Source organism: Gordonia sp. SID5947 (assembly GCF_009862785.1).
In the GTDB taxonomy this organism is placed as follows: domain Bacteria; phylum Actinomycetota; class Actinomycetes; order Mycobacteriales; family Mycobacteriaceae; genus Gordonia.
On the sequence record NZ_WWHU01000001.1, the window covers coordinates 3,817,469 to 3,841,786 of the forward strand.

General features: G+C 64.1%; 23 protein-coding genes. 22 read left to right on the top strand and 1 reads right to left on the bottom strand.

Translation table 11 applies throughout. The features are described from left to right. The first annotated feature begins 10 nt into the window (after window positions 1–10). From GTV32_RS17425 to GTV32_RS17435, 3 genes are all read left to right on the top strand, one after another. Window positions 11–1,138 carry an acyl-CoA dehydrogenase family protein gene (locus GTV32_RS17425; RefSeq protein ID WP_161061382.1) on the top strand — a complete coding sequence of 376 codons (1,128 nt, stop codon included), beginning with the start codon at window positions 11–13 and terminating at the stop codon, window positions 1,136–1,138. 147 nt (window positions 1,139–1,285) lie between these two features. Next, window positions 1,286–1,624, top strand: a complete 339-nt coding sequence (locus GTV32_RS17430) for a cupin domain-containing protein (protein ID WP_161061383.1) — start codon at window positions 1,286–1,288, stop codon at window positions 1,622–1,624. A 5-nt stretch (window positions 1,625–1,629) separates the two neighbouring features. Then, window positions 1,630–3,015 carry an FAD-binding oxidoreductase gene (locus GTV32_RS17435; RefSeq protein ID WP_161061384.1) on the top strand — a complete coding sequence of 462 codons (1,386 nt, stop codon included), beginning with the start codon at window positions 1,630–1,632 and terminating at the stop codon, window positions 3,013–3,015. A 29-nt stretch (window positions 3,016–3,044) separates the two neighbouring features. Here the strand turns inward: GTV32_RS17435 and GTV32_RS17440 are convergent, their stop codons facing one another. Beyond that, entirely contained in the window at window positions 3,045–3,809 is a 765-nt protein-coding gene (locus GTV32_RS17440; RefSeq protein WP_161061385.1) for a VOC family protein, read from the bottom strand. Window positions 3,810–3,943: 134 nt separating this feature from the next. Here GTV32_RS17440 and GTV32_RS17445 point away from each other — a divergent pair, with 134 nt between their 5' ends. From GTV32_RS17445 to GTV32_RS17535, 19 genes are all read left to right on the top strand, one after another. After that, window positions 3,944–4,297 carry a cupin domain-containing protein gene (locus GTV32_RS17445; protein ID WP_161061386.1) on the top strand — a complete coding sequence of 118 codons (354 nt, stop codon included), beginning with the start codon at window positions 3,944–3,946 and terminating at the stop codon, window positions 4,295–4,297. A 129-nt stretch (window positions 4,298–4,426) separates the two neighbouring features. Next, complete coding sequence (locus GTV32_RS17450) at window positions 4,427–5,734, top strand: NAD(P)/FAD-dependent oxidoreductase (protein ID WP_161061387.1); 1,308 nt, start codon at window positions 4,427–4,429, stop codon at window positions 5,732–5,734. Next, a complete protein-coding gene (locus tag GTV32_RS17455; protein ID WP_161062597.1) occupies window positions 5,731–7,143 on the top strand; it encodes an FAD-binding oxidoreductase in 1,413 nt (470 codons plus the stop codon). The genes GTV32_RS17450 and GTV32_RS17455 overlap by 4 nt, the downstream gene beginning before the upstream one ends. Window positions 7,144–7,179: 36 nt before the next feature. Continuing rightward, window positions 7,180–7,983, top strand: a complete 804-nt coding sequence (locus GTV32_RS17460; RefSeq protein WP_161061388.1) for a hypothetical protein — start codon at window positions 7,180–7,182, stop codon at window positions 7,981–7,983. Between the two features lie 312 nt (window positions 7,984–8,295). Beyond that, entirely contained in the window at window positions 8,296–8,748 is a 453-nt protein-coding gene (locus tag GTV32_RS17465) for a PPOX class F420-dependent oxidoreductase (RefSeq protein WP_161061389.1), read from the top strand. A 63-nt stretch (window positions 8,749–8,811) separates the two neighbouring features. Further along, entirely contained in the window at window positions 8,812–9,303 is a 492-nt protein-coding gene (locus tag GTV32_RS17470; RefSeq protein ID WP_161061390.1) for a flavin reductase family protein, read from the top strand. A gap of 229 nt (window positions 9,304–9,532) precedes the next feature. Continuing rightward, complete coding sequence (locus tag GTV32_RS17475) at window positions 9,533–11,005, top strand: MFS transporter (RefSeq protein ID WP_161061391.1); 1,473 nt, start codon at window positions 9,533–9,535, stop codon at window positions 11,003–11,005. A 206-nt stretch (window positions 11,006–11,211) separates the two neighbouring features. Beyond that, the gene (locus GTV32_RS17480) at window positions 11,212–11,586 is read left to right on the top strand and encodes a hypothetical protein (RefSeq protein ID WP_161061392.1); all 375 of its coding nucleotides are present in this window, start codon (window positions 11,212–11,214) and stop codon (window positions 11,584–11,586) included. A 41-nt stretch (window positions 11,587–11,627) separates the two neighbouring features. Beyond that, window positions 11,628–13,082, top strand: coding sequence for an FAD-binding oxidoreductase (locus tag GTV32_RS17485; protein ID WP_237421924.1), 1,455 nt, complete (start codon window positions 11,628–11,630; stop codon window positions 13,080–13,082). Window positions 13,083–13,480: 398 nt separating this feature from the next. After that, on the top strand, window positions 13,481–15,178 hold the full coding sequence (locus GTV32_RS17490; RefSeq protein WP_161061394.1) for an ABC transporter substrate-binding protein: 1,698 nt from the start codon (window positions 13,481–13,483) through the stop codon (window positions 15,176–15,178). Window positions 15,179–15,339: 161 nt separating this feature from the next. Continuing rightward, complete coding sequence (locus GTV32_RS17495; protein ID WP_161061395.1) at window positions 15,340–16,581, top strand: amidohydrolase family protein; 1,242 nt, start codon at window positions 15,340–15,342, stop codon at window positions 16,579–16,581. A 9-nt stretch (window positions 16,582–16,590) separates the two neighbouring features. Then, window positions 16,591–16,965: a Rieske (2Fe-2S) protein gene (locus tag GTV32_RS17500; protein ID WP_161061396.1), complete on the top strand. Its 375-nt coding sequence runs from the start codon at window positions 16,591–16,593 to the stop codon at window positions 16,963–16,965. Further along, complete coding sequence (locus GTV32_RS17505; protein ID WP_161061397.1) at window positions 16,955–17,224, top strand: hypothetical protein; 270 nt, start codon at window positions 16,955–16,957, stop codon at window positions 17,222–17,224. Before GTV32_RS17500 ends, GTV32_RS17505 begins: the two co-directional genes overlap by 11 nt. A gap of 34 nt (window positions 17,225–17,258) precedes the next feature. Continuing rightward, window positions 17,259–18,698, top strand: a complete 1,440-nt coding sequence (locus tag GTV32_RS17510) for an aldehyde dehydrogenase family protein (protein WP_343287454.1) — start codon at window positions 17,259–17,261, stop codon at window positions 18,696–18,698. 156 nt (window positions 18,699–18,854) lie between these two features. Next, a complete protein-coding gene (locus GTV32_RS17515) occupies window positions 18,855–19,316 on the top strand; it encodes a hypothetical protein (RefSeq protein WP_161061398.1) in 462 nt (153 codons plus the stop codon). After that, the gene (locus GTV32_RS17520; protein WP_161061399.1) at window positions 19,280–20,113 is read left to right on the top strand and encodes an MFS transporter; all 834 of its coding nucleotides are present in this window, start codon (window positions 19,280–19,282) and stop codon (window positions 20,111–20,113) included. The genes GTV32_RS17515 and GTV32_RS17520 overlap by 37 nt, the downstream gene beginning before the upstream one ends. 364 nt (window positions 20,114–20,477) lie before the next feature. Beyond that, window positions 20,478–21,533: an ABC transporter permease gene (locus GTV32_RS17525; protein ID WP_161061400.1), complete on the top strand. Its 1,056-nt coding sequence runs from the start codon at window positions 20,478–20,480 to the stop codon at window positions 21,531–21,533. Then, a complete protein-coding gene (locus GTV32_RS17530) occupies window positions 21,530–22,441 on the top strand; it encodes an ABC transporter permease (RefSeq protein WP_202421835.1) in 912 nt (303 codons plus the stop codon). The genes GTV32_RS17525 and GTV32_RS17530 overlap by 4 nt, the downstream gene beginning before the upstream one ends. Then, window positions 22,438–24,255, top strand: a complete 1,818-nt coding sequence (locus GTV32_RS17535) for an ABC transporter ATP-binding protein (RefSeq protein ID WP_161061401.1) — start codon at window positions 22,438–22,440, stop codon at window positions 24,253–24,255. The genes GTV32_RS17530 and GTV32_RS17535 overlap by 4 nt, the downstream gene beginning before the upstream one ends. Window positions 24,256–24,318: the final 63 nt, after the last annotated feature.

Below are 24,318 nucleotides of genomic sequence, written 5' to 3' on the forward strand. Positions count from 1 at the left end.
GGCCAGGCTGATGAAACTCGAGTTCAACGAAGATCAAGAACTGTTCCGCGGCGCTGTGGGCGATCTGTTGGCCAGCGCCTACCCGAGTGTGGAAGTGCTCAACGACGCGGCGCGCAGCGAGCTCGGCTGGCGGCGTGAGGTGTGGTCGCAGGCTGCGGAGATGGGCGTACTCGGAGCGATGGTCGACGAAGGGTACGGCGGGTTGGGCGCCGGACCGCTGGAGATGGCCGCGATCCTGCTGGAGGTCGGCCGCCGGCTGGCACCCGAGCCCTACCTGGACTGCGCATTCTTGCCCGCACTCCTCATCGGTCGGTGGGGCAGCGACGAGCAGAAGGCCCGCTTCCTTCCCGGTTTGGCAGAGGGCGAACTGCTCGTGGCGTTCGCACATGAGGAGTCCGGTCTGCGCTGGCCGGACCTGGCGTGCTCCACCAAGGCCGGCGGAAGCGACGGCACGTTCACCATCAGTGGCACCAAATCGGTTGTGCCGGGCGGTGATTGCTGCGACACCCTGATCGTGTCGGCCGCGCTGGAGTCTGGCGGAGTCGGATTGTTCGTCATCGATGTCGCGGCGCCGGGTGTGTCGCGGGCGCCCTACCGCACCTACGATCGGCGCCGCGGTGCAGAGATCACTCTGTCCGGTGTGACCGCAGAGCCGCTCGGAGCCGGCGGCGACGCGACCGAAGTCATCCGAATCGCCCAGTCCTACGCTGTTTCTGCACAGTGTGCCGAAGCGGTCGGCTCCATGGAGGAGTCGCTGCGACTGACCGTCGACTATCTCAAGCAGCGCAAGCAGTTCGGCAAGACACTGTCGCAGTTCCAGGCGCTCACCCACCGCGCCGTCGACATGTACGTTGCGTTGGAAGCCGCCAGGAGCATGTGTTTCTACCTGGCGGCTTCGCTGGAGGACGGTGTCGTCGACGACGTGACGGTGTCGCGGGCCAAGGTCGTGGTGGGCCGGGCGGCCAGATTCATCGGACAGCAATCCGTGCAGATGCACGGTGGTATCGGTATCACGGCGGAATACACCGTGGGTCATCACTTCAGCCGGCTCACGGCGTTGGGACGGGAGATCGGAACCGTCGAGGACCACATGCGTCGCCTGTCCTGCATGGTGGCCGTGGACGGCGACGGCGGATAGCCCCGGACCTGTCGCAGGGTCGGGCCTGCATCGAGCGAGACCCGCACCCGCCGAGACCCGCACCCGCCGAGGCAACGTGTCGGCGGGTGCGGGTCGCCATTGCTGCCGCTCGTGATCACCGAACAACACACTTGAATGGAGCACGACATGACGCTCGTCTACACCGCGCGGACCGACGCGACCGAATACACACGCACCGAGCACGGAGTCAGCTACCACACCTTCCGCGACGCCGACGGTGCGTCGATGACGCACGCGAGCATCGCGGAATGCGGGGCTTTCAATGCGCCGTACCACTGTGATGAGGATGAGTTCATCCTCGGGCTGGCCGGCGAGCTGACGGTCCAGTTTCCCGACCGAGATCCGATGCGGGTCGCCGAGGGAGACATCGTGGTGCTCACCGCCGGAACCGACTGCACGTTGATCGTCGATTCGACGTTCCGTTGGGTCTACCTCAAGACCGTTGGCAAAGACGCCACGAAATAAGTTCCATGGCAACAGTATTGAATGCTGACTTCCGCGGTGAGGTGATCACCGCGGAACACGACGCGTATGACGAGGCGCGACTCATCCACAACCGGAGGTTCGACTGCCGGCCGGCATTCATCGTGCGGCCCCGTGACACTTCCGACGTCGCGGTGGCGGTTCGGGCTGCCCGCGAAGCGGGCCTCCCTCTGTCGGTGCGTGGCGGTGGACTCCACATGGCAGGTTTCGCCACCAATGATGGTGGGATCGTCATCGACCTGTCGTCCATGCGGGACGTCCAGGTCGATTCTCGTGCCCGCACAGCGTCATTCGGTGGCGGCGCGACCACCGGAGACCTGCAGTCGGCCGCGTCGAGGCATGGTCTCGGGGCCATCACCGGTGTCTTTGCGCCCACGGGTGTGGTCGGTGCCACGCTGCATGGTGGAATCGGTGCATTGTCCAACAGACACGGCTGGGCGTGTGACAGCGTGCTGGAAGGCGAGTTGGTGACCGCCGACGGTCAGATCCTGCAGGTCTCCGATGCTGACCATCCCGACCTGATGTGGGCGCTGCGCGGTGCAGGCGGCGCATTCGGCGTCGTGACCCGATTGGTGACGCGTCTGTATCCCCTTCCCACCGAGTACATCGCAGCACGCCTGATGTATGAACCGGATGCGCTGAGCGAGGTGCTGCCGGTTCTCGACCAGACGAGTCGTGAGGCCGGCGACGGCGTGACCATGTCGGTGCTGGTGATGCGCCGACCGGAGAGTGGCGACTTCGCCGGCAGGGTCATGGCCGGCGTGAACCTCTCGTTCCTCGGCGGGAGGGACGAGGCAGATCGAGTCTTCGGCGCCTTCCGTACCGCCGCGCCGCCGGCGTTGACGAGCGAGATGACGTCGTTGGACTTCCGCGACATGCATTTCGCGATCGACGACTATCCGTTGTCCCGTCCCATGCGGACATTCTGGGATGAAGACTTCAGCGCAGGCCTGACCGCGGACCTGGGTCGGCAGATCGCCGCGCACAGCGAGCGCATCGCCGACTTCGGCACTGCCGAACACGGCCTGGTGGAGCTCTACCCACACCGCGAGGCGCTCGTGCGCAACTCGGCGGTGTCCGCATCCTTCGCACAACGGACGCCTGGCTGGACGTTGAGTGTCTGTGCGGGATGGGACGATCCGTCGCGGGATGCCTTCTTCGATGACTGGGTCACCGGTTGCGTTGCGGATCTACGCACCGCGACCGCAGGCATGGGTCGGGCCTACCTCAATGCGGTCAGTGTTGCTGACCTCCACCGAATGGAGCGGGCATACGGAGCCGACGTGTGCTGCAGACTCGCGCAGCTGAAACATCGCTACGATCCCGCCAACGTCTTCCGGCGGGCGCTACCGGTCGTGGCGACCGGCGACTGACGTCGGCGGCGGGACGCCCCGCACCGACGTCAGATACCGAGCAGATCGAATCTGGTTCCCTGCGCGTCGGTGAGGTGCGCCCATCCGCCCCGCGAGGTCGAGGTGGGATCGGTCCGGCAGTCGCCGCCGAGTTGCCGGGCCCGTTGTAGCGTCGAATCAAGTTGTGCGGTACCGAAACTGACGATCCATCCCGAATCCTGGTCGCTTGCCACCGAGCGAATACAGCCTTGCAGGCGGTCATTGTTGCGAATGTCGACATGCGTCTCGCCGGAGTGGTCGGATGTGGTCAGCTCCCAACCGAACAGACCCCGATAGAAGTCGGCCACCCCGGCCGGATCCGGCGAACCCAGGCTGTACCAGGCGATCGCCCCCGGATGGTCGAGCAGGCTCGCGCCGATATGGCCTCTGGCTTCCCATACCCGGAAAGAGGCGCCCTGTGGATCCGCGATGACGGCCAGTCGGCCGGCGCCCGGTACGTCCCTCGGCGAGACCGCCACGGTTCCGCCGAAGTGCGTTGCGCGGGAAGCGGAATCGTCTGCGCTGTCGACAGCGATATAGCAATTCCATTGTGGCCGTTCGCCGGCTGCCCGCGCGGCCGGGTCCTGGGGCGTGATCTCGCAGACCTGACGGCCATCGACGAACATGTCCGAGAAGACCACCCCGTCGCCGATGGGGTCGTCACGACGTTCCCAGCCGAACAGGTTGCTGTAGAAGGAAATTGAGCCCTCCTGGTCACTGCTCGACAATTCGGCGAAACAGAAGTCGCCGACCGGATGTGCGGTTCGCTCGATCATGAAGGGAACGGTAGCACCGAGTCTTGACCACCGCACCAGTAAAGGCATATTCTTTAGATGTTATCTCACCGGTTCGGTGAATCTATCGCCACAGCGATCGGGCGACAGCCTGTCAAATCCGATGGAGGACGAGCGTGCCGCGCATCTACCGCAGCAGAGTTGACACCGCAGACTTCGTTCTGGCCGGGCCGGATGCGCCCGATGACGGGGGCACGGAGTTTCACGTCGTGCGTCCCGGACCTGATGGTCGGGATGACTACCACGGGGCCCGTGTCGTGCTCTCGGACTTCCGGAACGGGCCCTATGAGGATCCGGATTACGTCTTTCCGGCTGACGACACCTACATCGTGATCGACGGCGAGATCGTCATGGAGATAGAGGGTTTGGAGCCACAGACCTTGACCGCGGGCGACATCGCATCCTTCGAGAAGGGGACCAAGGCCAAGTACTCGATCCGCGACTTCGTCCGGTGGGTCTGCGTCCGCTGACCCACACCGTCGCCGGTCGCCATGGGTGCGCGACGGACCAGATCTCGAGTCTCCGGAACAGAAGTCTGTGCGCACGGCGGTGCGGCTGCGGAAGTGCCGCACCATTGCCGGGCTGGAAAGGATGAACTGATGACAGAGCGACACTACGATGCGATCGTGGTCGGAGGGGGGATCGCGGGAGCCGTGGCCGCGCGTGACCTGAGAGCGGCAGGCCTGTCCACGGTGCTGCTCGAGGCCAGTGATCGGATCGGCGGCCGCACGTACTCCCGGACCGTTCCCGGCACCGATGTCCTCGCAGAGGTGGGCGGGACATGGATTCATCCCGATCTGCAGCCCTACGTGATGCGGGAGGTCGACAGGTACGGCATACCGACGGTTCCCCAGCAGGACGCGGCGCACACGGTGCTCCTGGTCGCCGGCCAACGCATCACGGTGGACGACACGATCCGTGCCGATGCGGAGACCCTGCGTCGCGCCGCAGACGAATTGATCGGCAGGATCGACCCCGAGGTGCCGTGGCACCGGCAGGACATCGGTGACCTCGACGCCGATCTGGACACCGTGCTCAAGGATGCGGGCGCGGAGAGTCTTTCTCCACCACTGTTGGATCTGCTCCGCGGATATGTCGCCGGCGAGATGGGTTCGGGTGCGGCCTCGATCCTGCAGTTGCTCGGACGCACCGCCGCGGCAGGAGGCGTGAAGGACCGGATCTCCACCGATGCGGACCGGTTCCCGCACGGGATCAACGCCATCGCCGAAACCGTCGTCGCAGATGGTGGATTCGTCACCGAGTTGTCGTCACCGGTCACCGCTGTGACGACGTCGGGCGACGATGTGTCGGTCTGCACCGCGACAGGTGACACCTTCCGCGCCTCGGTCTGCATCGTGGCGGTACCCACCAATGCCGTCCGTGACATCACCTTCGATCCACCGTTGAGTCCGCAGAAGCGCGAGGCTCTGGCGCAGCCGCACATCGGACGTGGCTTCAAGGTCAACATGGTCGTGGAGAACCTCGTCGAGACCGTCGCCTGCCGCGGCTGGGGTGTGCCGTTCCTGGAGGTGCTGTCCGTCGACGACGTCGGCGCGGGCCGACAGCTGCTGACCGCCTTCGGAGCCCACGATCTCACCGACATAGATCTCACGGATCGCACTCAGGTGCTGGCCGCTCTGCACGAGTACCTGCCGGAGGCGCACCTGGTGGCGTTCGATTCGCACGATTGGAACCGCGATCCGAACTACAAGGGCACGTGGCGAACCGACGGTCCCGGCGGTGTGCGGCCATTCCTCGCCGCCATGAGCGAACCGGAGAATCGCATCGTCTTCGCCGGTGCAGATGTTGCCACGTCGATGTGGCAGACCTGGGTGGACGGTGCGATCCACAGCGCCGACCAGGCCGTCCGCTGGGCACTCGGCCGGTCGGATCGAGGTCGGGAATGACGTCTCTACGGGCACCCGCGCATTTCGAGGGGCGTTTTCTGACCGAAGGCGTGCCGGGCTTCGAGGAACGTCGACGACTCACCGATCACCGGTACGACAGCGTCCCGGCGGCGATCGCGGAATGCCTCTCGGTCGCGGATGTGCAGGATGCGGTGAACCTGGCTCGCACAGCCGGCCTACCGGTGGCGGTTCGCAGTGGCGGGCACAGCTTTCGCGGGCTGTCGACGGTCGACGGCGGTCTGGTCATCGATCTCTCGGCGATGCGTGACGTGTATGTCGACCGTGTCGGGCGCACCGCTCGAGTACGCCCGGGCGCGCGTCTGTGGGATGTGGCCAGGGCAACAGCCGGCTTCGGCCTGGCGGCGGTCACCGGTACCCAGAGCACCGTCGGTTTCGGCGGTCTGACCGCGGTGAGCGGCCGTGGGAAGATGTCGCGGCGTCACGGGCACTCGTGCGACAACGTGCTCGCGGTCGAGATGGTGACCGCGACCGGCGAGGTGTTGTCGATCTCGGCCGTGTCGCACCCGGATCTCTTCTGGGCGGTGCGCGGGGCGGGCGACTCGTTCGGCGTGATCACCGCGTTCGAGGTGATGCTGCATCCGATTCCCGAGACGGTGAGCTGCGGTCGATTCTCGTTCGCCGTCAGCGACGTGCCGAGCGTGCTGAAGCGATTGGCGCAGGTCGACACGCAGTTGTCCGAGGACTGCTGCTGGACAGGGCTCTTGATCGCCTTGCCGGGGATGACGACCCAGTTCACGGTCGAATACACCCACCTCGGGTCTCCCGAGCAACGCGAACGTGACGTGGCAATCCTCCAGACGGTGGGACAGCCGATCAAGGATGTCCACACCACGTGCGGCTACCTGGACCTCTTCAACCCCGCCCGGACGCTACCCAGGGACACGGCGGGCGCCGCGCCTGCCTCGGCGTCCTATACGCGCTGTTATCTGGCGGGGTGTGAGCTGCCGACCATCGATGACGAGACCGTCGCGGCAGTTCTGATGGATACGGCGCGCCAGATGGACAGCGCGACGGAGTCCGAGCGCGCCGGGCGCATGGTCCAGATCGACACCCTGGCGTTCGGCGTGAGCCGAGAGGTCGTTCCGCCCAGCGTCTTCCCCAAGCGGCCAGGCTTCTCCCTGCTGTCACAGGTCTATTACACGGACCCGGTCCACGATGCGGCGCAGAAGTCGTTCGCAGACGGCGTCGCGCAACGTTTGATCGACGCGGGCGTGACGCGGGGCGGGATGAACGTCGGACCGCCCAACTGGACGTCGGAAACGCCTCCCGAGGCGTTGCGCGAGTTCTTCGGTGACAATTCGATGAAACGTCTGACCCTCTTGAAGGATCGGTACGATCCCGACGACATGTTCCGTCGGAGTATCGGTATCCGGAAGTCGGGTGGCTGACGTCACCGTCGGCTGCACACGCGGAGATCATCTCGCATGCACGTGATCAAACAATTGCGCCGAGAGCTCTTCGGGATCGCGATCGATGGCAGGCCCGGTCGCCTCGAGGACGTCTTCCCCGCCTGGCACCCTCACGACAGGCTGGGAATCATCGTGGTGGAACCCTTCGGCGCGGTGGGTGCGAGTCATCTGATGCAGCTGGCAATGGTTGCGTATTACGAAGCGCGACAGTCGCGCCGAGACGAACTGGCGCAGTATCCAGAGGTCTACGTCTTTCACGTGAACGGCCGGTTCGGCGATTTCAGTGCGTATGACATGTGGCCGGCACGCAAGGAGGTCTTCGTCTCGGGTGGCCCGCAGCAGGTACTCGACGCACTCAATGATCGCGCCATCACCCGCGTGGCAGTGCCTGATCGCCCGCCGGTGGCGGCGGCTCTCCACGTCAAAGATGTGAACTCGGCGGTCGACCGCATGACGGACGCGTTCCTCTACTCGCCGGTCGGCGACGTGGTCGACGGCGACATCTCCATCTGCGGGAGGGACGGTCGATCCGAGGCGAACGTCACGCTGACCCTGGACCGGGAAACGGTTCTGCGGACAGTCGGTGGGGAGCGGGAAACCGGGCGCCGAGCGGCGGCGGGTGGCCGGGCGACGCCGAGCCCGAAGGAGAACGACGCGGAATGGCTCGCGCGTCGCCGCGCGAGATTGGACGAGGTCGATGCGAGTGTTCGTCTCGCATTGACTCTGCGACGCCGGTCCGCCCAGCGTCGAGGCGCGGTCTGCGAGACCTATCGGCGGGTCGACCTCATGCGAGGGTTGGCCGGACTGCATCGTGCGTGACGCTGATCGCCCGACCTCGGATGACCGGCGGGCGGCGAACTTTGAATGACTTTGATGTATGCCTTTATCGGTGAGCCGATGATCTCGGCCTGCGGTGCGACATCGCGCAGCTCTGCCGACCCTTGAACTCGCATTTCCATGTGCGGACTGGATATTTCGCGGCCAGCGCTACAGCAATGGGAATGACGGGCGCTCCTGATGGCGGTAGTTATTGGACTAAGGTATATTCCACAAGATGAGACGCTGGTTGATCGAGACCGAACCGAGAGCCCTGATTCTCCGGTCGCCGACACAGTATCGGTGGGACTAGGCATGAATCCTGACGTGCGCGCTCTTTTCGCGGGCCCGAACTATGCGCATGTGGCGACGGTCTCCCAGGCCGGAGCTCCACATTCGACGCCGGTGTGGATCGACGTCGAGGGGGACGATCTGGTCTTTCTCAAAGCTGCCGATTCAGTTGCGGCACGGAATCTGCGAGCCGATCCGCGAGTGGCCATATCGATCCACAACACGGACAACCCGTACGAGTGCGCACAGGTCCGCGGACGTGTCCGCGAGATCCGCGACGGGGCGGCTCCGGCGGAGTGGCTTGACCGAGTGGCGGTGAAATACACCGGGGCCCCATACCCGTCGAAGCTGACCGAACCATCGATCCTGGTGGTGGTCGAGATCGGGCGGGGGAGCTACCTCAACTACACCGAGGTGCAGCACAGGCCACCGGTCGACTCCTCGATTGCCGATGGAGCAGCGCAGACCGAGCTTTGACCGACAAGACGACAAAGCCTGGCGAGCAACACAGAACAACACCTGAAGAGAGGCGAACGAACCATGAGCACGGACACCGCTGAGGGCAGAGCAACGTCAGCTGCCGCCAAGGGCAGCTTCCCGACCGGGGTCACGATCGTGACGGGTATTGCGGACGGCGTTCCGTTCGGCACCACCGTCTCGGCTTTCACCGCCCTGGGGGCGAACCACGTCGCGATGTGGGTGCTCGAGGATGCGTCCATTCACGATCGGCTCTATGCCAGCACCGTGATCGGACTGTCGGTGCTCGGTGCCGACCAGAAGGCGCTGGCGGGTCAGTTCGCGACGCATGGGATAGACCGATTCGCGGGCATCGACTGGCAGTCCGGTGCCAATGGTGCGCCGATGCTGCCCGATGTCCTCGCCGCATATGAACTCGACGTGACGGAGCGGCATTCGATCGGTGGTTTCACCCTTTTCTATTCGACAGTGACGTCGGCGCGTGGCCGCGATGGCCATCCGTTGGTGTGGTGGCGATCCGAGTTCTGGAATGGTGGCGGCCTGACGCCCCGCTAGCTCGCGTCGGATGGGTCGATGCCGACTCGATGCTTCAGCCGCCCATGCCGCCGATGATTCGCGGAGTTGTTCTGCGCTGCCTCACCGCACTGTGCTCCGTTGACCCGGTGCTGCGGTTGACCCGGTGCTGCGATTGACGCGGATGGGGTTCGACGGCACAATCCGTATAAGTTTCTAGAATCATATTCTGTCAATCTGGGGCGGTTCGAGACAGAAAGGCGCTTCACCGATGACCGAGGTCGCGCGCCCCGAACAGGAATGCGAGAAGCCCACCGAACGCGACAACTGGTCAGTCGTCGCGTTGGTCAGTCTCGCCGCCGTGATGGCCGGCCTGAGCCTGACCGGCCTGAGCACTGCCCTTCCCGCAGTGGTGCGGTATTTCGGTGCGGGTTCGGCCGCCGCGACGTGGACGGTACTCGGCCCGATCATGACCAGCACCTCGCTGATGCTGGTCTGCGGCAGGATCTCCGATCGCGTCGGGCGGCGCGGGATGTTCCTGCTGTCGATGGCTTTGTTCACGATGACCTCGCTGGCGCAGGGATTCGCGCATTCGATCGAGGTCCTCGTGGGTCTGCGGCTACTGCAGGCCGTTGCCACGGCCATGCTGGTCTCCAACAGCGCGGCCATCGTCGGATCTGTGCTGTCGGCACGATCGCTGGGCCTCGGCATGGGTGTCTACCTGGCATGCTGGACGGGGGCCGAGTTGGTGGGCCCGACCATCGGTGGGCTGATCACCACGGCGTTTGGGTGGCAGTGGGTCTTCTGGGCCAACGTGCCCGCCGCTGCGATCTGTCTGATGGTGGCATTTCCCATCCTGCATCTGCCCCGTGGCCCCGCTCAGAAGCGCTCATTCGACATACCGGGGACCATGCTGTTCGTCGTTGCCATCTGTGGTCTGGTGACTGCACTGTCCGAGGGCAACGGGCGTGGTTGGTCGGACCCGGTTGTCATGTGCGCGGTGGTCGTCTTCGCGGTCGCCGGTGTGTTCTTCGTGGTGTGGGAAAGACGTGCGGAAGACCCGATACTGAACCTCGGGGTGTTCCGCAGCAGGACCTTCTCTCTGGCCAACCTCGCCGGGATGGCCGCGGTCGGGTCGGTGAGCGCGGTCGTGATCGCGTTGTCGCTCTATTTCCAGGTACTCGAAGGGATGTCACCCCTACACGCAGGCATGTCGGTGTTGCCGCTTGCCGTCGGGACGCTCGCCGGCTCGTTGCTCGTCGGGTTCCTCACTCGCCGATGGTGGGCCGACGTCATTGCGATCTGGGCTTGCGGGGCAACCGCTCTGGGCCTGGTAGCGGTGCTGGCAGCCATCGCGACGGATCAGCCCGCTGCTGTCGTCGGCCTGTGCACCTTCATGGTGGGTCTCGGGTCGGGTGCCTTCCTGCCGGCAAATGTGACGATCATCCTCGCCCGAGCAGACCCCGGGCAGCTCGGCTCGCTCAACGCAATCCGACTGACACTGCAGAACATCGCGTACCTGCTGGGTTCGGCCATCGGACTGGTTGCGCTGACGGCCTCGCTCGGTGCAGGTGCCAGAGACGCCTTCTTCGCCGGCGTGCCCCAGGATCGCGGGGGCTCGACCGGCGCTCAGCTGGTTGACGCCTACGTCGGCGGCTTCGGGGTGATGGCCGGTATCTCGGTGTTGGCGTTGATGTTGTCGGTGTTCGCATCTCGAGCCCGGAGGGTGTCCGTCGATCGGTGAAGACCGTGGCCGAGGTTGTCTTGACTGGTCGAACAAAAAGGACTACTAAATAGTAGTTAAAGATCGCGATGTTCGCTCAATCTCATGCCCGACCCGTTCCATGCGGTCCCGGAATGCCGTGGATGAGCCTCGATGCGTAGATGACTTCTCGCGCATCCATGGTGGCCGGCGACCGGGCGCTCAGCATTCGAGCTCCAGGAGGATCAATGCCCATCGTCACAGTCATCGGTCGACGTCCCGCCGGTGGTGCGACGGCCGCGACAATACGAGCCATTGCGGAGGTGGTCGGCGCTGGTCTGGGCTATGAAGCGCGCGACGTCACGACGTTCTGGATCGAACCGGCCGAGCACCTGGAGTACGGTCTCACCCTCGCCGAGCGAACAGACCACACCCACGCCCCAGTGGTGCGCATCGAGTCGGCCCCGAAGGAGCAGGAGGCGGTCGCGGCACTCCTGCATGAAGTCGGGCGTGTCCTCAGCGAGCACATGCATGTCCCCACCACACAGCCCTTCGTCAGTTTCCATCCGCTGTCGTTCGGCCATTTCCTTGTCGAGGGCGAAGTCCCGCCACCCGCGACATGACCGACCTACGGGACTCCACAGAGGAGACATGTCCATTGACCATGCAATCCGATACGTGTACCCGGGCGGACGCACGAGAACTCACCGAAGCTGTTCCGGCACTTGAATACTTCCAGGGCCGGCTCCTCGGTCCGGATGACGAGGACTTCGCCGAACGGCGTCTGCTGGTCGATCGACGGCATGACTGCACGCCGGCGCTCATAGCCGAGTGTGCTTCGGTCGCCGACGTCGGCGACGCACTGCGTTACGCGCGGACCGCGGCGCTGCCGGTCGCGGTGCGCAGCGGCGGACACAGTTTCCGCGGTTTGTCGACAGTGGATGACGGCGTCGTCATCGATGTGTCCCAGCTGCGCGACGTCCATGTCGATGCGGCCCGCCGTACCGCGCGGATCAGGCCGGGAGCCAGGTTGGGCGACATCGCCCGGGCCACTGAGCGTTACGGACTCGCAGCGGTCACCGGGTCGCTGGCAGACGTCGGATTCGGTGGCCTCGCCAGCGTCAGCGGGCGGGGACCGCTGTCTCGCCGGCACGGACACGCATGTGACAACGTGCTGTCCGCAGACCTGATGCTGGCGACAGGTGAGCAGCTGACCGTTTCGGCGACATCCGACCCCGACCTGTTCTGGGCGCTGCGTGGCGCAGGGGACTCATTCGGGGTAATCACCTCGTTCGAGGTTGCGCTGCATCCGATTCCGGAGGTCGTGCACACCGGGTCGTTCACATTCGCTGTCGAGACGCTGCCGCAGGTCGTCGCTCGCCTGGAAGCACGGGACCGGCAGATCTCCGAAGACTGCATGTGGCACGGGCTGCTCATGGCGCCGCCTGGTGGGCAGACCGAGTTCGTGGTCGAGTACACGCACGTCGGCAGCGCAGACCAGTACGAGTTGGACCTCGATCTACTGAGTTCCATCGGTGTGCCCCTCACCCAGCAACACCGGTCGTGCACATACCCCGAGTTGTTCCATCCCGATGACTCGTCCCCGAACACCGGACCAGATGGGCTCGCGGTATCCACCACGTACTCGCGGGCATACCTGGCCGGATGCGAGTTCGACACCATCAGCGCCCCCGGATTGGCGGATATCCTGCTCGATCTGGCCGGCGAGATGGACAAGGCGCCCGATGCCGTACGCAGTGGCCGCATGGTCGAGTTCGGGAGCAAGGCCTTCGGCGTCAGCCGGGAGGTCAGCCCGCCGAGCGTCTACCCCAAGAGCGACGGCTACTCCTTGCTCATCCAGGTCTACTACACAGATGCCGCGCAGGACGATATCCAGAAACGATTCGCCGACACCGGCATCACACGATTGGTCGCGGCGGGATTGACCAGGGGCGGGATGAACCTCACGGCGCCGAACTGGACATCGGAACTGACCACGGAGACCGTCCGGGAGATCTTCGGTGACCACTCTTACCGTCGGTTGCAACAGCTCAAGGCGGTCTGGGACCCGAATGATGTCTTCCGCCGGAGCATCGGTATCCGACCGGCCGGCGGATGAGCATCAGCTTCGCCCCGGAAGCGCGCTGCACGGGGTGCAGAACTCCCGATAAGTGCTTTGCCGAATCCCGTCCGGAATCCAGAGTTTCTTTCTAGAATTATGTTCAGCTACTGGGACCTTCCATCACCGGATCGCGGACGACATGTCACGCGGACGCCGTGGCTGAGCCGGGAACGCCTTGATGCAGTCGGGAACAGCAGCTGGGGGCGGCCCTCGCTACCGAGACGACCGACTCACCGCGAGTGAGCCGGTGGTCGTAGCGACATGAGGGAATCGTTAGGCGCATCGGGAAATCCTTGGCCGCAATGTAATCCACTTCCTGGACCGTTGTTCCACCCCGCTCGACATGCCATCGCCGTTGGCGGATTCACGAAAACTGACACCATCTGGAGAGATCAATGCCCAAGGGACTGAAGTACAAGCATTGTTCCGGGACCCGGCGTGGGAACACGTCGAGGCTCGTGCGTGTGGCGGCGGTCGCGGTGGCGGCGGCATCTGTCGTCACGGCATGCGGCAACAGCAGCGGCGAGACAGCCTCGTCCATGCAGGCGGAACGGTTGCTGACCATGCCCGCCGCACGTGGCGACATCCCGACCTTCACGTGGAATCTGCCGACCGGCGAGCCGGCGACCCTCTATCCGCCGCACACCTACGACTACAGCCCGAACACCGTGAACTCGAGTATGTGTGAGGGCCTGATGCGATTCAAGCCAGACCTCACGATGGAGCCGGCGCTCGCCGAGAGCTATACCAATCCAGATCCGCTGACCTACGTGTTCAAGATCCGCGAGGGGGTGAAGTTCTGGGATGGTGCGCCGCTGACAGCCGAGGACGTGGCTTACAGCCTCGGTCAGAATATCGACCCGAATGTTGCCTCGTACTACGAATTGGCCTACCAGGACGTCAAGAGCATCACGGCCACCGGTCCACTCGAGGTCACCATCAAGATGAAGGTGCCCAGCACGATCTTCCTGCAGTACCTCGCCGGGAATGGAGCGGTCGTATCCGAAGCGTCGTTCGCCCGGGAGAAGGGTACGGCGTACGGGACTGCATCCGGTGGTCTGATGTGCACGGGTCCGTTCAAGTTCACGAAGTGGATTCCCGGGAAAGAGATCGACATGGAGCGAAATCCGGACTACTGGGACCCGGAGTACCGAGCGCACAGCGGATCGGTGCGATTCACCTTCATCACGAACGGCAACACGTTGTCTCGGGCGCTCTCCCAAGGTGAGGTCGACGGCTCGTTCATGATCCCCGCCGCGACGGCGCCATCCTTGCGAGAAGCCTCGAACGGCAAGTTCTTCAGCTCGACGGCGTCATTGTCGTTTGTGCAGCTCGTACCGGCCGGAAAGACAGGGCCGATGGCCGACGTCCGGCTGCGACGGGCACTCAGTATGGCCATCGACCGGGACGCGCTGGTCAAGGCTGTGCTCCCCGGCCTGGCGACTCCGATGAAATGGATGCTGCCGGACGCCGCCATGACGCCGCCGGTGGTCTCCGACGATGTCGCTCGCATCTACCAGGATGGGTTGGATCAAGTCCAATCAGGAAGCCTCGACGAGGCGAAAAAGCTGGTCCAGCAAGCCGGCGTTCCGAACCGGCCGCTGGTCCTGGCCATCGGTGAGGACTCCGACACCGATCGCAGGGTAGCGACGATCATCCAAGCGGCCGCGCGGTCGATCGGTGTGGATCTCGAGATCAGGACTGCTACGCAGGCGGCGATGAACACCATGTTCTACGACGAGAAGTCACGTGCGGGAATCGATCTGCTGTGGGATCTCGACGGTTTCACGAACACGTCTCCGCTCGGCCTGCTACCGGCCTTCGTCGGACCGACCGCCACTGTCAACATGCTCGGCTTCTCGGACCCGGACGTGGATGCGAACCTCGCCAAAGCGGTGGGTACGACCGACCCGGCGGAGCTGGCGCGCAGCGTCACGCCGATCTTCACCAAGATGGCAGACGAGGCCGTCACCATCCCGCTGTTCATGCTGAACTCCAATACGTTCGTGAACAATCGGTTGGCCGGAGCAGCCCTGAGTTCGCCGTATTTCAACGGTGCGCCCTGGGCGGCGGCAATCGGCTCGGCGAAGTGAGTGCGAATTGTCGGGAGTGGCGGGAGAGGCCGCACATCGATGCCCGACGCAATGTGGTCGCAGGTGGATTCTCATTGACATGTGGGCTGACCCACATTAAGGTCTAAACAGTGATCCTTAGTGATCGCATCGAATAGATTCTGGAGCTGGAAACGGTGGCTATGGATACACGGTACGAAGGGCCCGAACCGCTGATCGGGACGAACCTGGATCATGCGGATCTGCTGCGTCACGCAGGAACGCAGGCGCAGCAGCGCGGATTCGATGATGTCTTCATCGTGGACGCGGATTTTCACCACACCGAGCGACGATCGTGGGCGGAGATCCTGGAGTACGTTGAAAGCGATGTGCTGCAGCATTTTCTGAAAGCGGGCGGCCGCGGACAGATGTGGATTCCAGGCCTGCCCGACGGCGGCGTCATCCAGGAGGTCGCCGGTCGTATCCACCCGGCGCAGTCGTGGGCGGATTCGCGCAACGAACTCACCGCTTCGCAGCGTGATGTGCAATTGTGCCGGGAAGCGATGGATTCGATGGGGAGCAACTTCCTGTCGTTCTTCCCCGGCTGGTTGCTCGATCTCGGGACGTTCGGTTACGACCTGGAGGTACCGCTGGCGCGAGCGTGGGCACGCTGGGCGACCGAGCGGGTCCTGCCGGCGGATCCGCGGATCGTGACCTTGCTCCCGCTCCCGCTCGGCAGCCCCGACGAGGCCCTGAAACTCGTAGAAGAGTTCGCGGACAAGCCGGGCGTGCAGGGATTCATGGTGACAAGCCTGCGGTACGACCCGCTCTACACGAAGCCGTATGCGAAGTTGTGGCGCGCGATCGAGGAGCGCGGGAAGCTGCTCGGCTTCCACGCCAGCTTCACGACGCAGGATCGCCCGGTACGTCAGCTGAACAAGTTCATCTCGGTGCACTCGGTAGGGTTCCCGCTCTTCCAGATCATCCAGACGACCAACTGGGTCATCAACGGTATGCCGGAGCGGTACCCGAACCTGAAGATCCTGATGATCGAGGGCGGGCTGGCGTGGGTGCCGTTCCTGATGCAGCGGCTGGATCACGAGTACCTGATGCGCCAGTCGGAGGCGCCGCTGCTCAAACGGCTGCCCAGCGAGTACATGCGTGAGTTCTTCTACACCACGCAGCCGCTGGAGGCGGCGAACCTGGACTATCTGGAGATGACGTTCGACATGATCAACGCCAAGACGCAGGTGTTGTACGCCTCGGACTGGCCGCACTGGGACTGGGATCCGCCGTCACGGATCTGGGATCTGCCGTTCCTGGACGAGGCCGAGAAGCGGAATATTTTGGGGTACAACGCAAGCCGTGTGTTCAATCTGCCGATTCCGGACACCATGACGCAGCCGCCGGCCCCGGATTCTGTCGGTTTGAGCACTAAGGGATAGGTGGGACTGGTGAGCATTGTGAGTCAGCGCACCCGGGTCGGTGTACGCGCCGAGGTTGCCGACAACAAGCGGATCATGGCGCATGTCGACGGTCGGGAGATCGTGGTCTTCGAGCATCGCGGTCGGTTGTACGGCTTCGAGAACTTGTGCCCGCACATGGGTGGACCGGTGTGCGAGGGGAAGCTAGCGCCTCGTGTCGAGGCGGTTCTCGACAGCGACGGGGCGGTCATCGAGGAACGCTTCGACAAGAACGAATGGCGGATCGTGTGCCCCTGGCACGGAGTCGAGTTCAAGATCGAAGACGGCGTGTGTGCCGCCGATCCGAAGTATCGGCTGCGGCGCATCGAGGCGAACTATGACGGTGATGACATCTATGTCAGCTGAGAACAGATCATCCGAGGGCCAGATCCTCGATCCGGTTGCCGTGCAGGATGCGTTGGTTCGCGCGTTGCGGGACTATGCGGCGGTCCTGGAGGACCATCCAGAGCTGCAGCCGTTCCGTGACGAGGATCCGTTGACGCAGACCGAAGCGGCGATCGCGGCATCCAGGTTGCTGGACTGCGCCCAGATCGAGTTCTTCGAACTGGCCATGTTCGACTCCCTTCACACATTGAAAACCCAACGCGGACAATCGAGTCTGTAATCGAGGACGAGTAATGAGCATCGCACAAGCTGGTGTGAGATCCGTGATCGACCGTAACAACCTCTACATCGCCGGGCAGTGGTGCGCTTCTGCCGGTGATGGCACCATCGATGTCATCGATCCGACGACCGAGGAGACGATCGGTACCGTCGCCGAAGGCGATCGGGACGACGTGGACAGAGCGGTGCGGGCCGCCCGCGCAGCATTCGCGGACTGGTCGGCCACTGACGCAGGGCGCCGGGCGGACTACCTGGCGGCGATCGCCGATGGGCTAGAGGCCCGGACCGACGAGCTCGCGTTGCTCATCTCGCGCGAGGTGGGGACGCCGATGAGGCAGTCCATCGGTTCCCAGGTGGGCGGATCGATTCAGCAGTTCCGCGACGCCGCCGAGCTCGTTCGGGACTATGAGTTCGACTCCGACATCGGGGCTGCTGTCGTGGCCCGGGAAGCGATCGGGGTGGTGGGCGCCATCACCCCGTGGAACTTCCCCCTCAGCCAGGTGGCTTTCAAGGTCGCGCCGGCGCTCGCTGCGGGATGCACGATCGTGGTGAAGCCCAGCGAGGTGGCTCCGCTGAGTCTGTACATCCTGGCAGAGGTGTGTACCGATATCGGTCTGCCGGCTGGGGTGTTCAACCTGGTCAGTGGCTACGGACCGGAGATCGGCGAGGCGCTGGCCGGGCACCCGGATGTCGACATGGTCACCTTCACCGGCTCGACCAGGGCCGGGACGCGAGTCAGCGAGCTGGCGAGCAAGACGGTCAAGCGCGTGACACTCGAGTTGGGCGGTAAGTCGCCCAATGTGATCCTCGACGACGCAGACCTGGAGACAGCGGTGCGCGACGGTGTCGCGGATGCCTTCTACAACACCGGGCAGACCTGTAGCGCGTTGACGCGCATGCTGGTGCCCCGTGCGGTGTTGCCCGAGGCGGAACGCATTGCCAAGGAGGCTGTGGAGCAGGTCAACGTCGTGCGGCCGCTCGAGGACGGCGACGGGATCAGCGTGGGCCCGATCGTCACCAGCAGGCAGTACGAGCGTGTCCGGCACTACATCCGCATGGGTGTCGAGGAAGGCGCTCGGCTGCTCATCGGCGGCGCGGACCGGCCCGAGGGCTTTGATCGCGGGTATTTTGTTGCGCCCACGGTGTTTTCGGATGTACAGACGGGCATGTCGATCGCTCAGGAGGAGATCTTCGGCCCGGTGCTGTCAATCCTTCCCTACGACACCGAGGCCGAAGCGATCGAGATCGCAAACGACTCTGTCTACGGGCTCGCCGGCGGCGTGTGGTCGGCGGACGCCCAGCGAGCGGAACGGGTGGCACGCCGGCTGCGGGTCGGCATGGTGCGTATCAACGGCAGCGGCTATGGGACCGGCGTGCCGTTCGGGGGCTATCGGCAATCCGGGAATGGACGTGAGAACGGCGTGTACGGCCTGGAGGAATTCCTCGAGACGAAGGCCTTGCTGGCCGACCGCTGAGTTGTGTCGTCTCCCAATGATGTTTCTGCCGCGTGATCTCGCGAGTCGCGACGATCTGTAGGCACGGGAGACACACCCGAGTTCAATCCACTGGAAACTGCTGCCGGTAGGGCGTCACTCGATGCTCTCCGATGCGGTGAGGAATGCGATCAGATGGTGTCGACCGGTGAGCTCTCAATAGGATTGCGGGCGCGCGCCAGAGCACAACTCGAACCGTTGTCAGCCGATGGCGCAATTGTGCCGGTTCTCGCGGGACTGGTGGGGCGCATCCCACTCGGCACGGCTGGCCTGGTGGTCGTGCTGTTCCTGCGAGCCAGCGGGTTCGGCTATCTGGAGATCGGATCCATCGTCGCGATCAGCACAACGTGCGCCGCGCTGATGGGCCCGGTGCTGGCCCGCATCATCGACAGGTTCGGGCAGACGCCGGTCTTGCTGCCGCTGGCAATCGCATCGCCGGTCGCCTCGTTGCTGATCATCCCGTTCGCCGACCGCCACATGTTCGTGATGACGGCAGTGGTGGCGGCGTTGGGGGCGCCCTCTTCCCTCCTATTCCGGCGTGTGTGCGGACCGCGTGGCCGGCCTTGTTGGGTTCGCAGTCGCTGCGCGAACGTGCGCTGACGCTCGATGCCTTGCTCCAGGAAATCATCTTCCTCGGGGCTCCGCTGATCGTCGTGGCCGCGAACGCCGCCATGGGACCGACCGGCGCGATCTATGTGTCCGCCGCGAGTGGAGGGCTGGGCACACTGGTCTTCGCTCTGTCCAGGGCGGCGCGGTCACGTCGGGGGCAGCGAGTGGGCAGGAAAGGCGGCCAGGTCGCAGGAACCTCTCCGTGGCGACTCAGTTCGGTGCGCACCGTCGCGATCGCCTTCTTCTTCATCGGCGGAGCGTTCAACGCAGTGATGTTGGTGTTCACCGCCCTTGGTGACCACCCTGGGTATCCCGCGGCCATGCCCGGGTACGCGATGGCCGCGCTGTCGGTCGGATCACTCCTCGGTGGTCTGTGGGCCTCTTCGACGCCCGCAGCTCCCGGACGTCTGAGGAACAGACTTCTCTGGGCGCTGTCGATGCATGCGGTGGCTCTGTTTCCCCTCTTGATCCTCGACGGTCAGTGGGTTCTGTTGGTCGCGATGGCAATAGCGGGTCTGCCGGTTGCGCCGGCGTTGGGCAGCGCGTACGCGCTGGTGGGCGAACTCGCCTCGGGGAACTCGCTGACCGAGTCCTTTGCCTGGCTGAGTTCGGCACTCATGGTGGGCAGCGCCGTCGGCGCGGCGGTCGCAGGCATGGCGGTCGACAAGGGGGGACCGGCAGGTGCCGCCGCGGTGACACTCGCACTCGCCGTCGGTGCTGCCCTGACGGTTCTGACCGGATGGCCACACTTGCGCGGCGCGACCGAAGCGGGCGCGGACGGCCTGTAGGGACCGCTCGCAGGAACCTGCAGCGGGTCGTTCAAGGACTATTAGAATGACCTTTAAATGAGTTCTTGCCCAGCCGTCCGATTCTCATCCACACGCGGATCGTCATATCGGCGGCCATATTTGCGCAGCTAGCAGACGCAATTCGCGGCCGAACGATATCACCCGAGGTTTCACTGGACACCTCAGAAGGATCATATTACAATCCATTAATACTGGTGATGCCGATCACTTCGGAGGCGATCCAAGTGTTGGATCACTTCGATTGGCCGATCACTCCGATTGGCACTTCCGCATCGAGTTCGTCGTCAGGTCGGGATTCGGAGCTGTCGTCCAGCCGCAGACTCGACGTCGACAAGGAGGTCGCATGACGACAGCAGTCGAGGCAGAGAGCGCCGAAAACGCAGAGGGTGTCGAGAACGCGGCGGCGGCCTCGGGAAAGAGACGTGGGCCGAAGTCCGGTCATCTCGGTTTCTGGATCTTTCGACGTATCTTGTTGGGTTTCCTGGCCTTGGCAGTTGTCTCGGTGCTCATCTTCTTGGCCACCACGATGCTGCCGGGGGACGCTGCCCAAGCAATCCTGGGCAAGAGCGCCAAACCCCAAGAGCTGGCCGCGTTGCGTGAGCAGTTGGGCCTGACCCGGCCGCCGGTAGAGCAGTATCTGAGTTGGCTGCAAGGCTTCTTCACCGGTGACCTGGGTACGTCGCTCACCTCGCGGCAGCCGGTCAGTAGCATCGTCGTCCCGGCGGCCATCAACTCGGCGGTCCTCATCGGACTCACCCTCCTGGTCTGTGTCCCGCTGGCTCTGGCGATCGGCTGTTATGCGGCCGTGCACCGAAACGGCCGAGTGGATCGCGTGCTGCTGTCGGCCTCGATGATCTTCTCGGTGATCCCGGAGTTCGTCATCGGCATGGTGCTGGTCATTCTCTTCGCCACCGTGGTGTTTCCGATTCTGCCTGCGGTGGCCCTGATTCCGCCCGACCAATTGGCGTTGAACTATGCCGACCAGCTCGTGCTGCCGGTCGCGGCCCTGACCCTGGTCACGCTTCCGTATCTGGTGCTGACCATCCGTTCGGCGCTGTGCGAGGCCCTCGACAGCGATTACATCGTGTTTGCGCGTTTGAAAGGGCTTTCCGAGCGCAGGATCGTCTATCTGCACGCGTTGTCGAACACTTGGGCTCCGCTGCTCCAGGCGGTGGCGCTCACCGTCGCGTGGCTGGCCGGCAGCCTGGTGATCATCGAGTTCTTGTTCAACGTGCCCGGCTTGGGAAGCGCAATGCAGAAATCCGTCACAACGCGTGACCTACCGCTGATCCAGTCGGTGACACTCGTGCTGGCCGCGGTGACGATCGCCGCCAACCTGCTCGCTGATGTACTCACGGTCCTGACCACCCCGCGACTACGCACCGGAGGCCGTCGATGACCACCAGGCTCGATCCGATGACCGCCGAACCCATCGATCCCGTCGAACCGGCGGGTGCTGCGCCGAGGAGAAAGGGTGCACTGCGGCGCGCTTTTCAGAGCTGGGGTACGCGTATCGGCGCCGCGATCACCTTACTGGTGGTGGGAATCGCGGTGATCGGTCCGCTCGTTGCGCCCCACAGTGCCTCAGATCTGGTGGCTTTCCCGCTCTCGGGGCCGGCGCCCGGTACCCCGCTCGGTACCGATTATCTCGGCCACGATGTGTTGTCGTCGGTATTGCATGGCGGCTGGACGGTGGTCTGGATGGCGACGGCCGCGACAGCCATCGGCATGGTCGTAGGGACCCTCATAGGCTTGATCGCCGGATATGCCAAGGGTCGTGTCGACTCGGTGCTGATGTGGTTGATGGACTTGGTCCTGGCCTTTCCTCAGTTCGTGTTGCCGCTCATGGTGATCTCGATGTTGCAGCCGTCGCTCTGGCTCATCGTGTTGCTCGTCGCGCTGTCACACGCACCCCGGGTGGCCCGGTTGGCTCGGGCCACGACGACGCAGGTGTCCACCCGCGAGTACATCGAGGCGAGTGAGGTCTTGGGCGAGCCGCGCTGGCGGATCCTGCTTCAGGAGATCCTGCCGAACATCTCGACGCCACTTCTGGTCGAGGTCGGCGTGCGCATGGCCTGGTCGATCGGCCTGATCGCCAGTATCAGCTTCCTGGGCCTGGGGGTCCAACCGCCTGACGTCGATTGGGGTCTGATGATTCAACAGAACAGAGGTGGGTTGGCGACCCAACCTTGGGCGGTGGTTGTCCCGGTACTACTGATCGCGCTGTTCGCTATTGGCATCAACCTGATGTCCGAAGGCTATTCGCGAGCAATCGCCCGTCGTAATGATTCAGGGGTGGCGGCATGACCGTCATCGACGTTCGGAACCTGCGAATCGAGACCGCACGAACTGGTGTCGACATTGTGGACGGTGTCAGTTTCACCATCGAAGCCGGACAGCTGCTGGGCGTGGTCGGGGAGTCCGGTAGCGGAAAGTCCACGATCGGCAGCGCACTGCTCGGATACTGCCGCGACGGTGCCCGGATCATCGATGGTGAGATACTGGTCGACGGCCGAGACGTTCGGACTATGACCGGTGAGGAGCTCCGGCAACTGCGGGGCAGCACGGTGGCCTATGTGCCACAGGATCCCTCGGCTTCGTTGAATCCGGCGCTGAGAATCGGGCCGCAGCTGAGCGAGACGCTGCGCGCGCATCAACGCCACCACGACAAGGCCGAGATCGCGGACCGGGTCGCCGAGGCCTTGCGGGGCGTCGGCCTGCCGAGCGATGTCGGTTTCCAACGCCGTTACCCGCATCAGCTTTCCGGTGGCCAGCAACAGCGGGTGACCATTGCCATCGCGCTGATCTGTCGACCCAAGGTCGTGGTGATGGACGAGCCGACGACCGGTCTCGATGTGACGACCCAAGCTGGTTTGCTCGAGACGGTGAAGGCGCTGTGCGAGGCGTATGGAATCGCCGGGCTCTACATTTCCCACGACCTGGCCGTTGTGTCAGATATCGCGCACAACGTCCTCGTCTTGTATGCGGGTCGGGTCGCCGAAGTCGGTTCGCGGGATCAGGTTTTCAGCGTTCCAGCCCATCCGTACACTCGACTGTTGCTCCAGGCGATCCCGGACGTGAACGCGCCAACGCGGCTCCGGCCGATCCCCGGCCGCGCACCGGCACCAGGCAGCCGCCCGAGTGGTTGTTTCTTCGCGCCCCGGTGTCCCGATGTGCTGCCAGAATGCGAGTCGGATGAACCTGTCATCCTCGAGTTCGGCGACGGCCACGGCGCCCGGTGCATCCGGGCTGATGCCGAGGCGAGTTCGGTGCGTCCGGCCGTGGAAGCTCGGCAGGAACAGCCGGCGCAAAGCGAGGCTCCGGTCAAGGTCGAGGTGCGCGAGCTCAGCGTGTCATACGCGGAATTGGTTGTGCTGCAGGATGTCTCGATCTCGCTGCGACAGCGTGAATGTGTCGCCTTGGTGGGTGAATCCGGGAGCGGTAAGACCACACTGTCACGTGCGATCATCGGACTCTCGGGCCAACAGACCGGCGACATTCTCGTCGACGGTGACAAGGTGGATCCAGTGGCGCGGCGCAGACCGGGTGACGTCCGCAGAAAGCTGCAGTACGTTTTCCAGAACGCGAACAGCGCACTGAATCCTCGGCGAACCGTCGGTGCCAGCATCGAGGTCCCGCTGCGCGAGTTCACCGACCTGAGTGCGACAGCGCGGCGTACCGCGGTGCGCGAAACGCTCGAGCGCGTCGCGCTTCCGTCATCAGTTTATGATGCCTGGCCGTCGGAACTGTCCGGTGGAGAGCGGCAACGTGCGGCCATTGCGCGTGCACTTGTTTGCGAACCAGACGTACTGATATGCGATGAGATCACCTCGGCGCTGGATGTTTCCGTGCAGGCGACGATCGTGACCTTGCTTCAGGGACTCATCGAGGAACAAGGTCTGTCGATCCTGTTCGTAACCCACGACTTGGCGTTGGTTCGGAGTATCGCTGACCGTGTCTTCGTGCTCAAGCAGGGACGAGTGGTGGATGCCGGTGTGTGCGAGCAACTCTTCGCCGATCCCGCAGCCGACTACACACGGCAGTTGCTCGCCGACACGCCGAGCCTGTGGCAGGCAACCAACAACCCGACAGGTCGTCAGTTCGAGATATCGAGCATCTGATAGCCGTATCGGCGCGACAGCAGATCAATCAACGGCTCTCCATCCGCAGTGAAAGGTCGCCTG

Bases quoted from the DNA above. Each gene is read 5' to 3' on its own strand.
- GTV32_RS17425 (WP_161061382.1), top strand. From the start codon at position 11: ATGAAACTCGAGTTCAACGAAGATCAAGAACTGTTCCGCGGCGCTGTG.
- GTV32_RS17430 (WP_161061383.1), top strand. From the start codon at position 1,286: ATGACGCTCGTCTACACCGCGCGGACCGACGCGACCGAATACACACGC.
- GTV32_RS17435 (WP_161061384.1), top strand. From the start codon at position 1,630: ATGGCAACAGTATTGAATGCTGACTTCCGCGGTGAGGTGATCACCGCG.
- GTV32_RS17440 (WP_161061385.1), bottom strand. From the start codon at position 3,809: ATGATCGAGCGAACCGCACATCCGGTCGGCGACTTCTGTTTCGCCGAA.
- GTV32_RS17450 (WP_161061387.1), top strand. From the start codon at position 4,427: ATGACAGAGCGACACTACGATGCGATCGTGGTCGGAGGGGGGATCGCG.
- GTV32_RS17455 (WP_161062597.1), top strand. From the start codon at position 5,731: ATGACGTCTCTACGGGCACCCGCGCATTTCGAGGGGCGTTTTCTGACC.
- GTV32_RS17460 (WP_161061388.1), top strand. From the start codon at position 7,180: ATGCACGTGATCAAACAATTGCGCCGAGAGCTCTTCGGGATCGCGATC.
- GTV32_RS17465 (WP_161061389.1), top strand. From the start codon at position 8,296: ATGAATCCTGACGTGCGCGCTCTTTTCGCGGGCCCGAACTATGCGCAT.
- GTV32_RS17470 (WP_161061390.1), top strand. From the start codon at position 8,812: ATGAGCACGGACACCGCTGAGGGCAGAGCAACGTCAGCTGCCGCCAAG.
- GTV32_RS17475 (WP_161061391.1), top strand. From the start codon at position 9,533: ATGACCGAGGTCGCGCGCCCCGAACAGGAATGCGAGAAGCCCACCGAA.
- GTV32_RS17480 (WP_161061392.1), top strand. From the start codon at position 11,212: ATGCCCATCGTCACAGTCATCGGTCGACGTCCCGCCGGTGGTGCGACG.
- GTV32_RS17485 (WP_237421924.1), top strand. From the start codon at position 11,628: ATGCAATCCGATACGTGTACCCGGGCGGACGCACGAGAACTCACCGAA.
- GTV32_RS17490 (WP_161061394.1), top strand. From the start codon at position 13,481: ATGCCCAAGGGACTGAAGTACAAGCATTGTTCCGGGACCCGGCGTGGG.
- GTV32_RS17495 (WP_161061395.1), top strand. From the start codon at position 15,340: ATGGATACACGGTACGAAGGGCCCGAACCGCTGATCGGGACGAACCTG.
- GTV32_RS17505 (WP_161061397.1), top strand. From the start codon at position 16,955: ATGTCAGCTGAGAACAGATCATCCGAGGGCCAGATCCTCGATCCGGTT.
- GTV32_RS17525 (WP_161061400.1), top strand. From the start codon at position 20,478: ATGACGACAGCAGTCGAGGCAGAGAGCGCCGAAAACGCAGAGGGTGTC.
- GTV32_RS17530 (WP_202421835.1), top strand. From the start codon at position 21,530: ATGACCACCAGGCTCGATCCGATGACCGCCGAACCCATCGATCCCGTC.
- GTV32_RS17535 (WP_161061401.1), top strand. From the start codon at position 22,438: ATGACCGTCATCGACGTTCGGAACCTGCGAATCGAGACCGCACGAACT.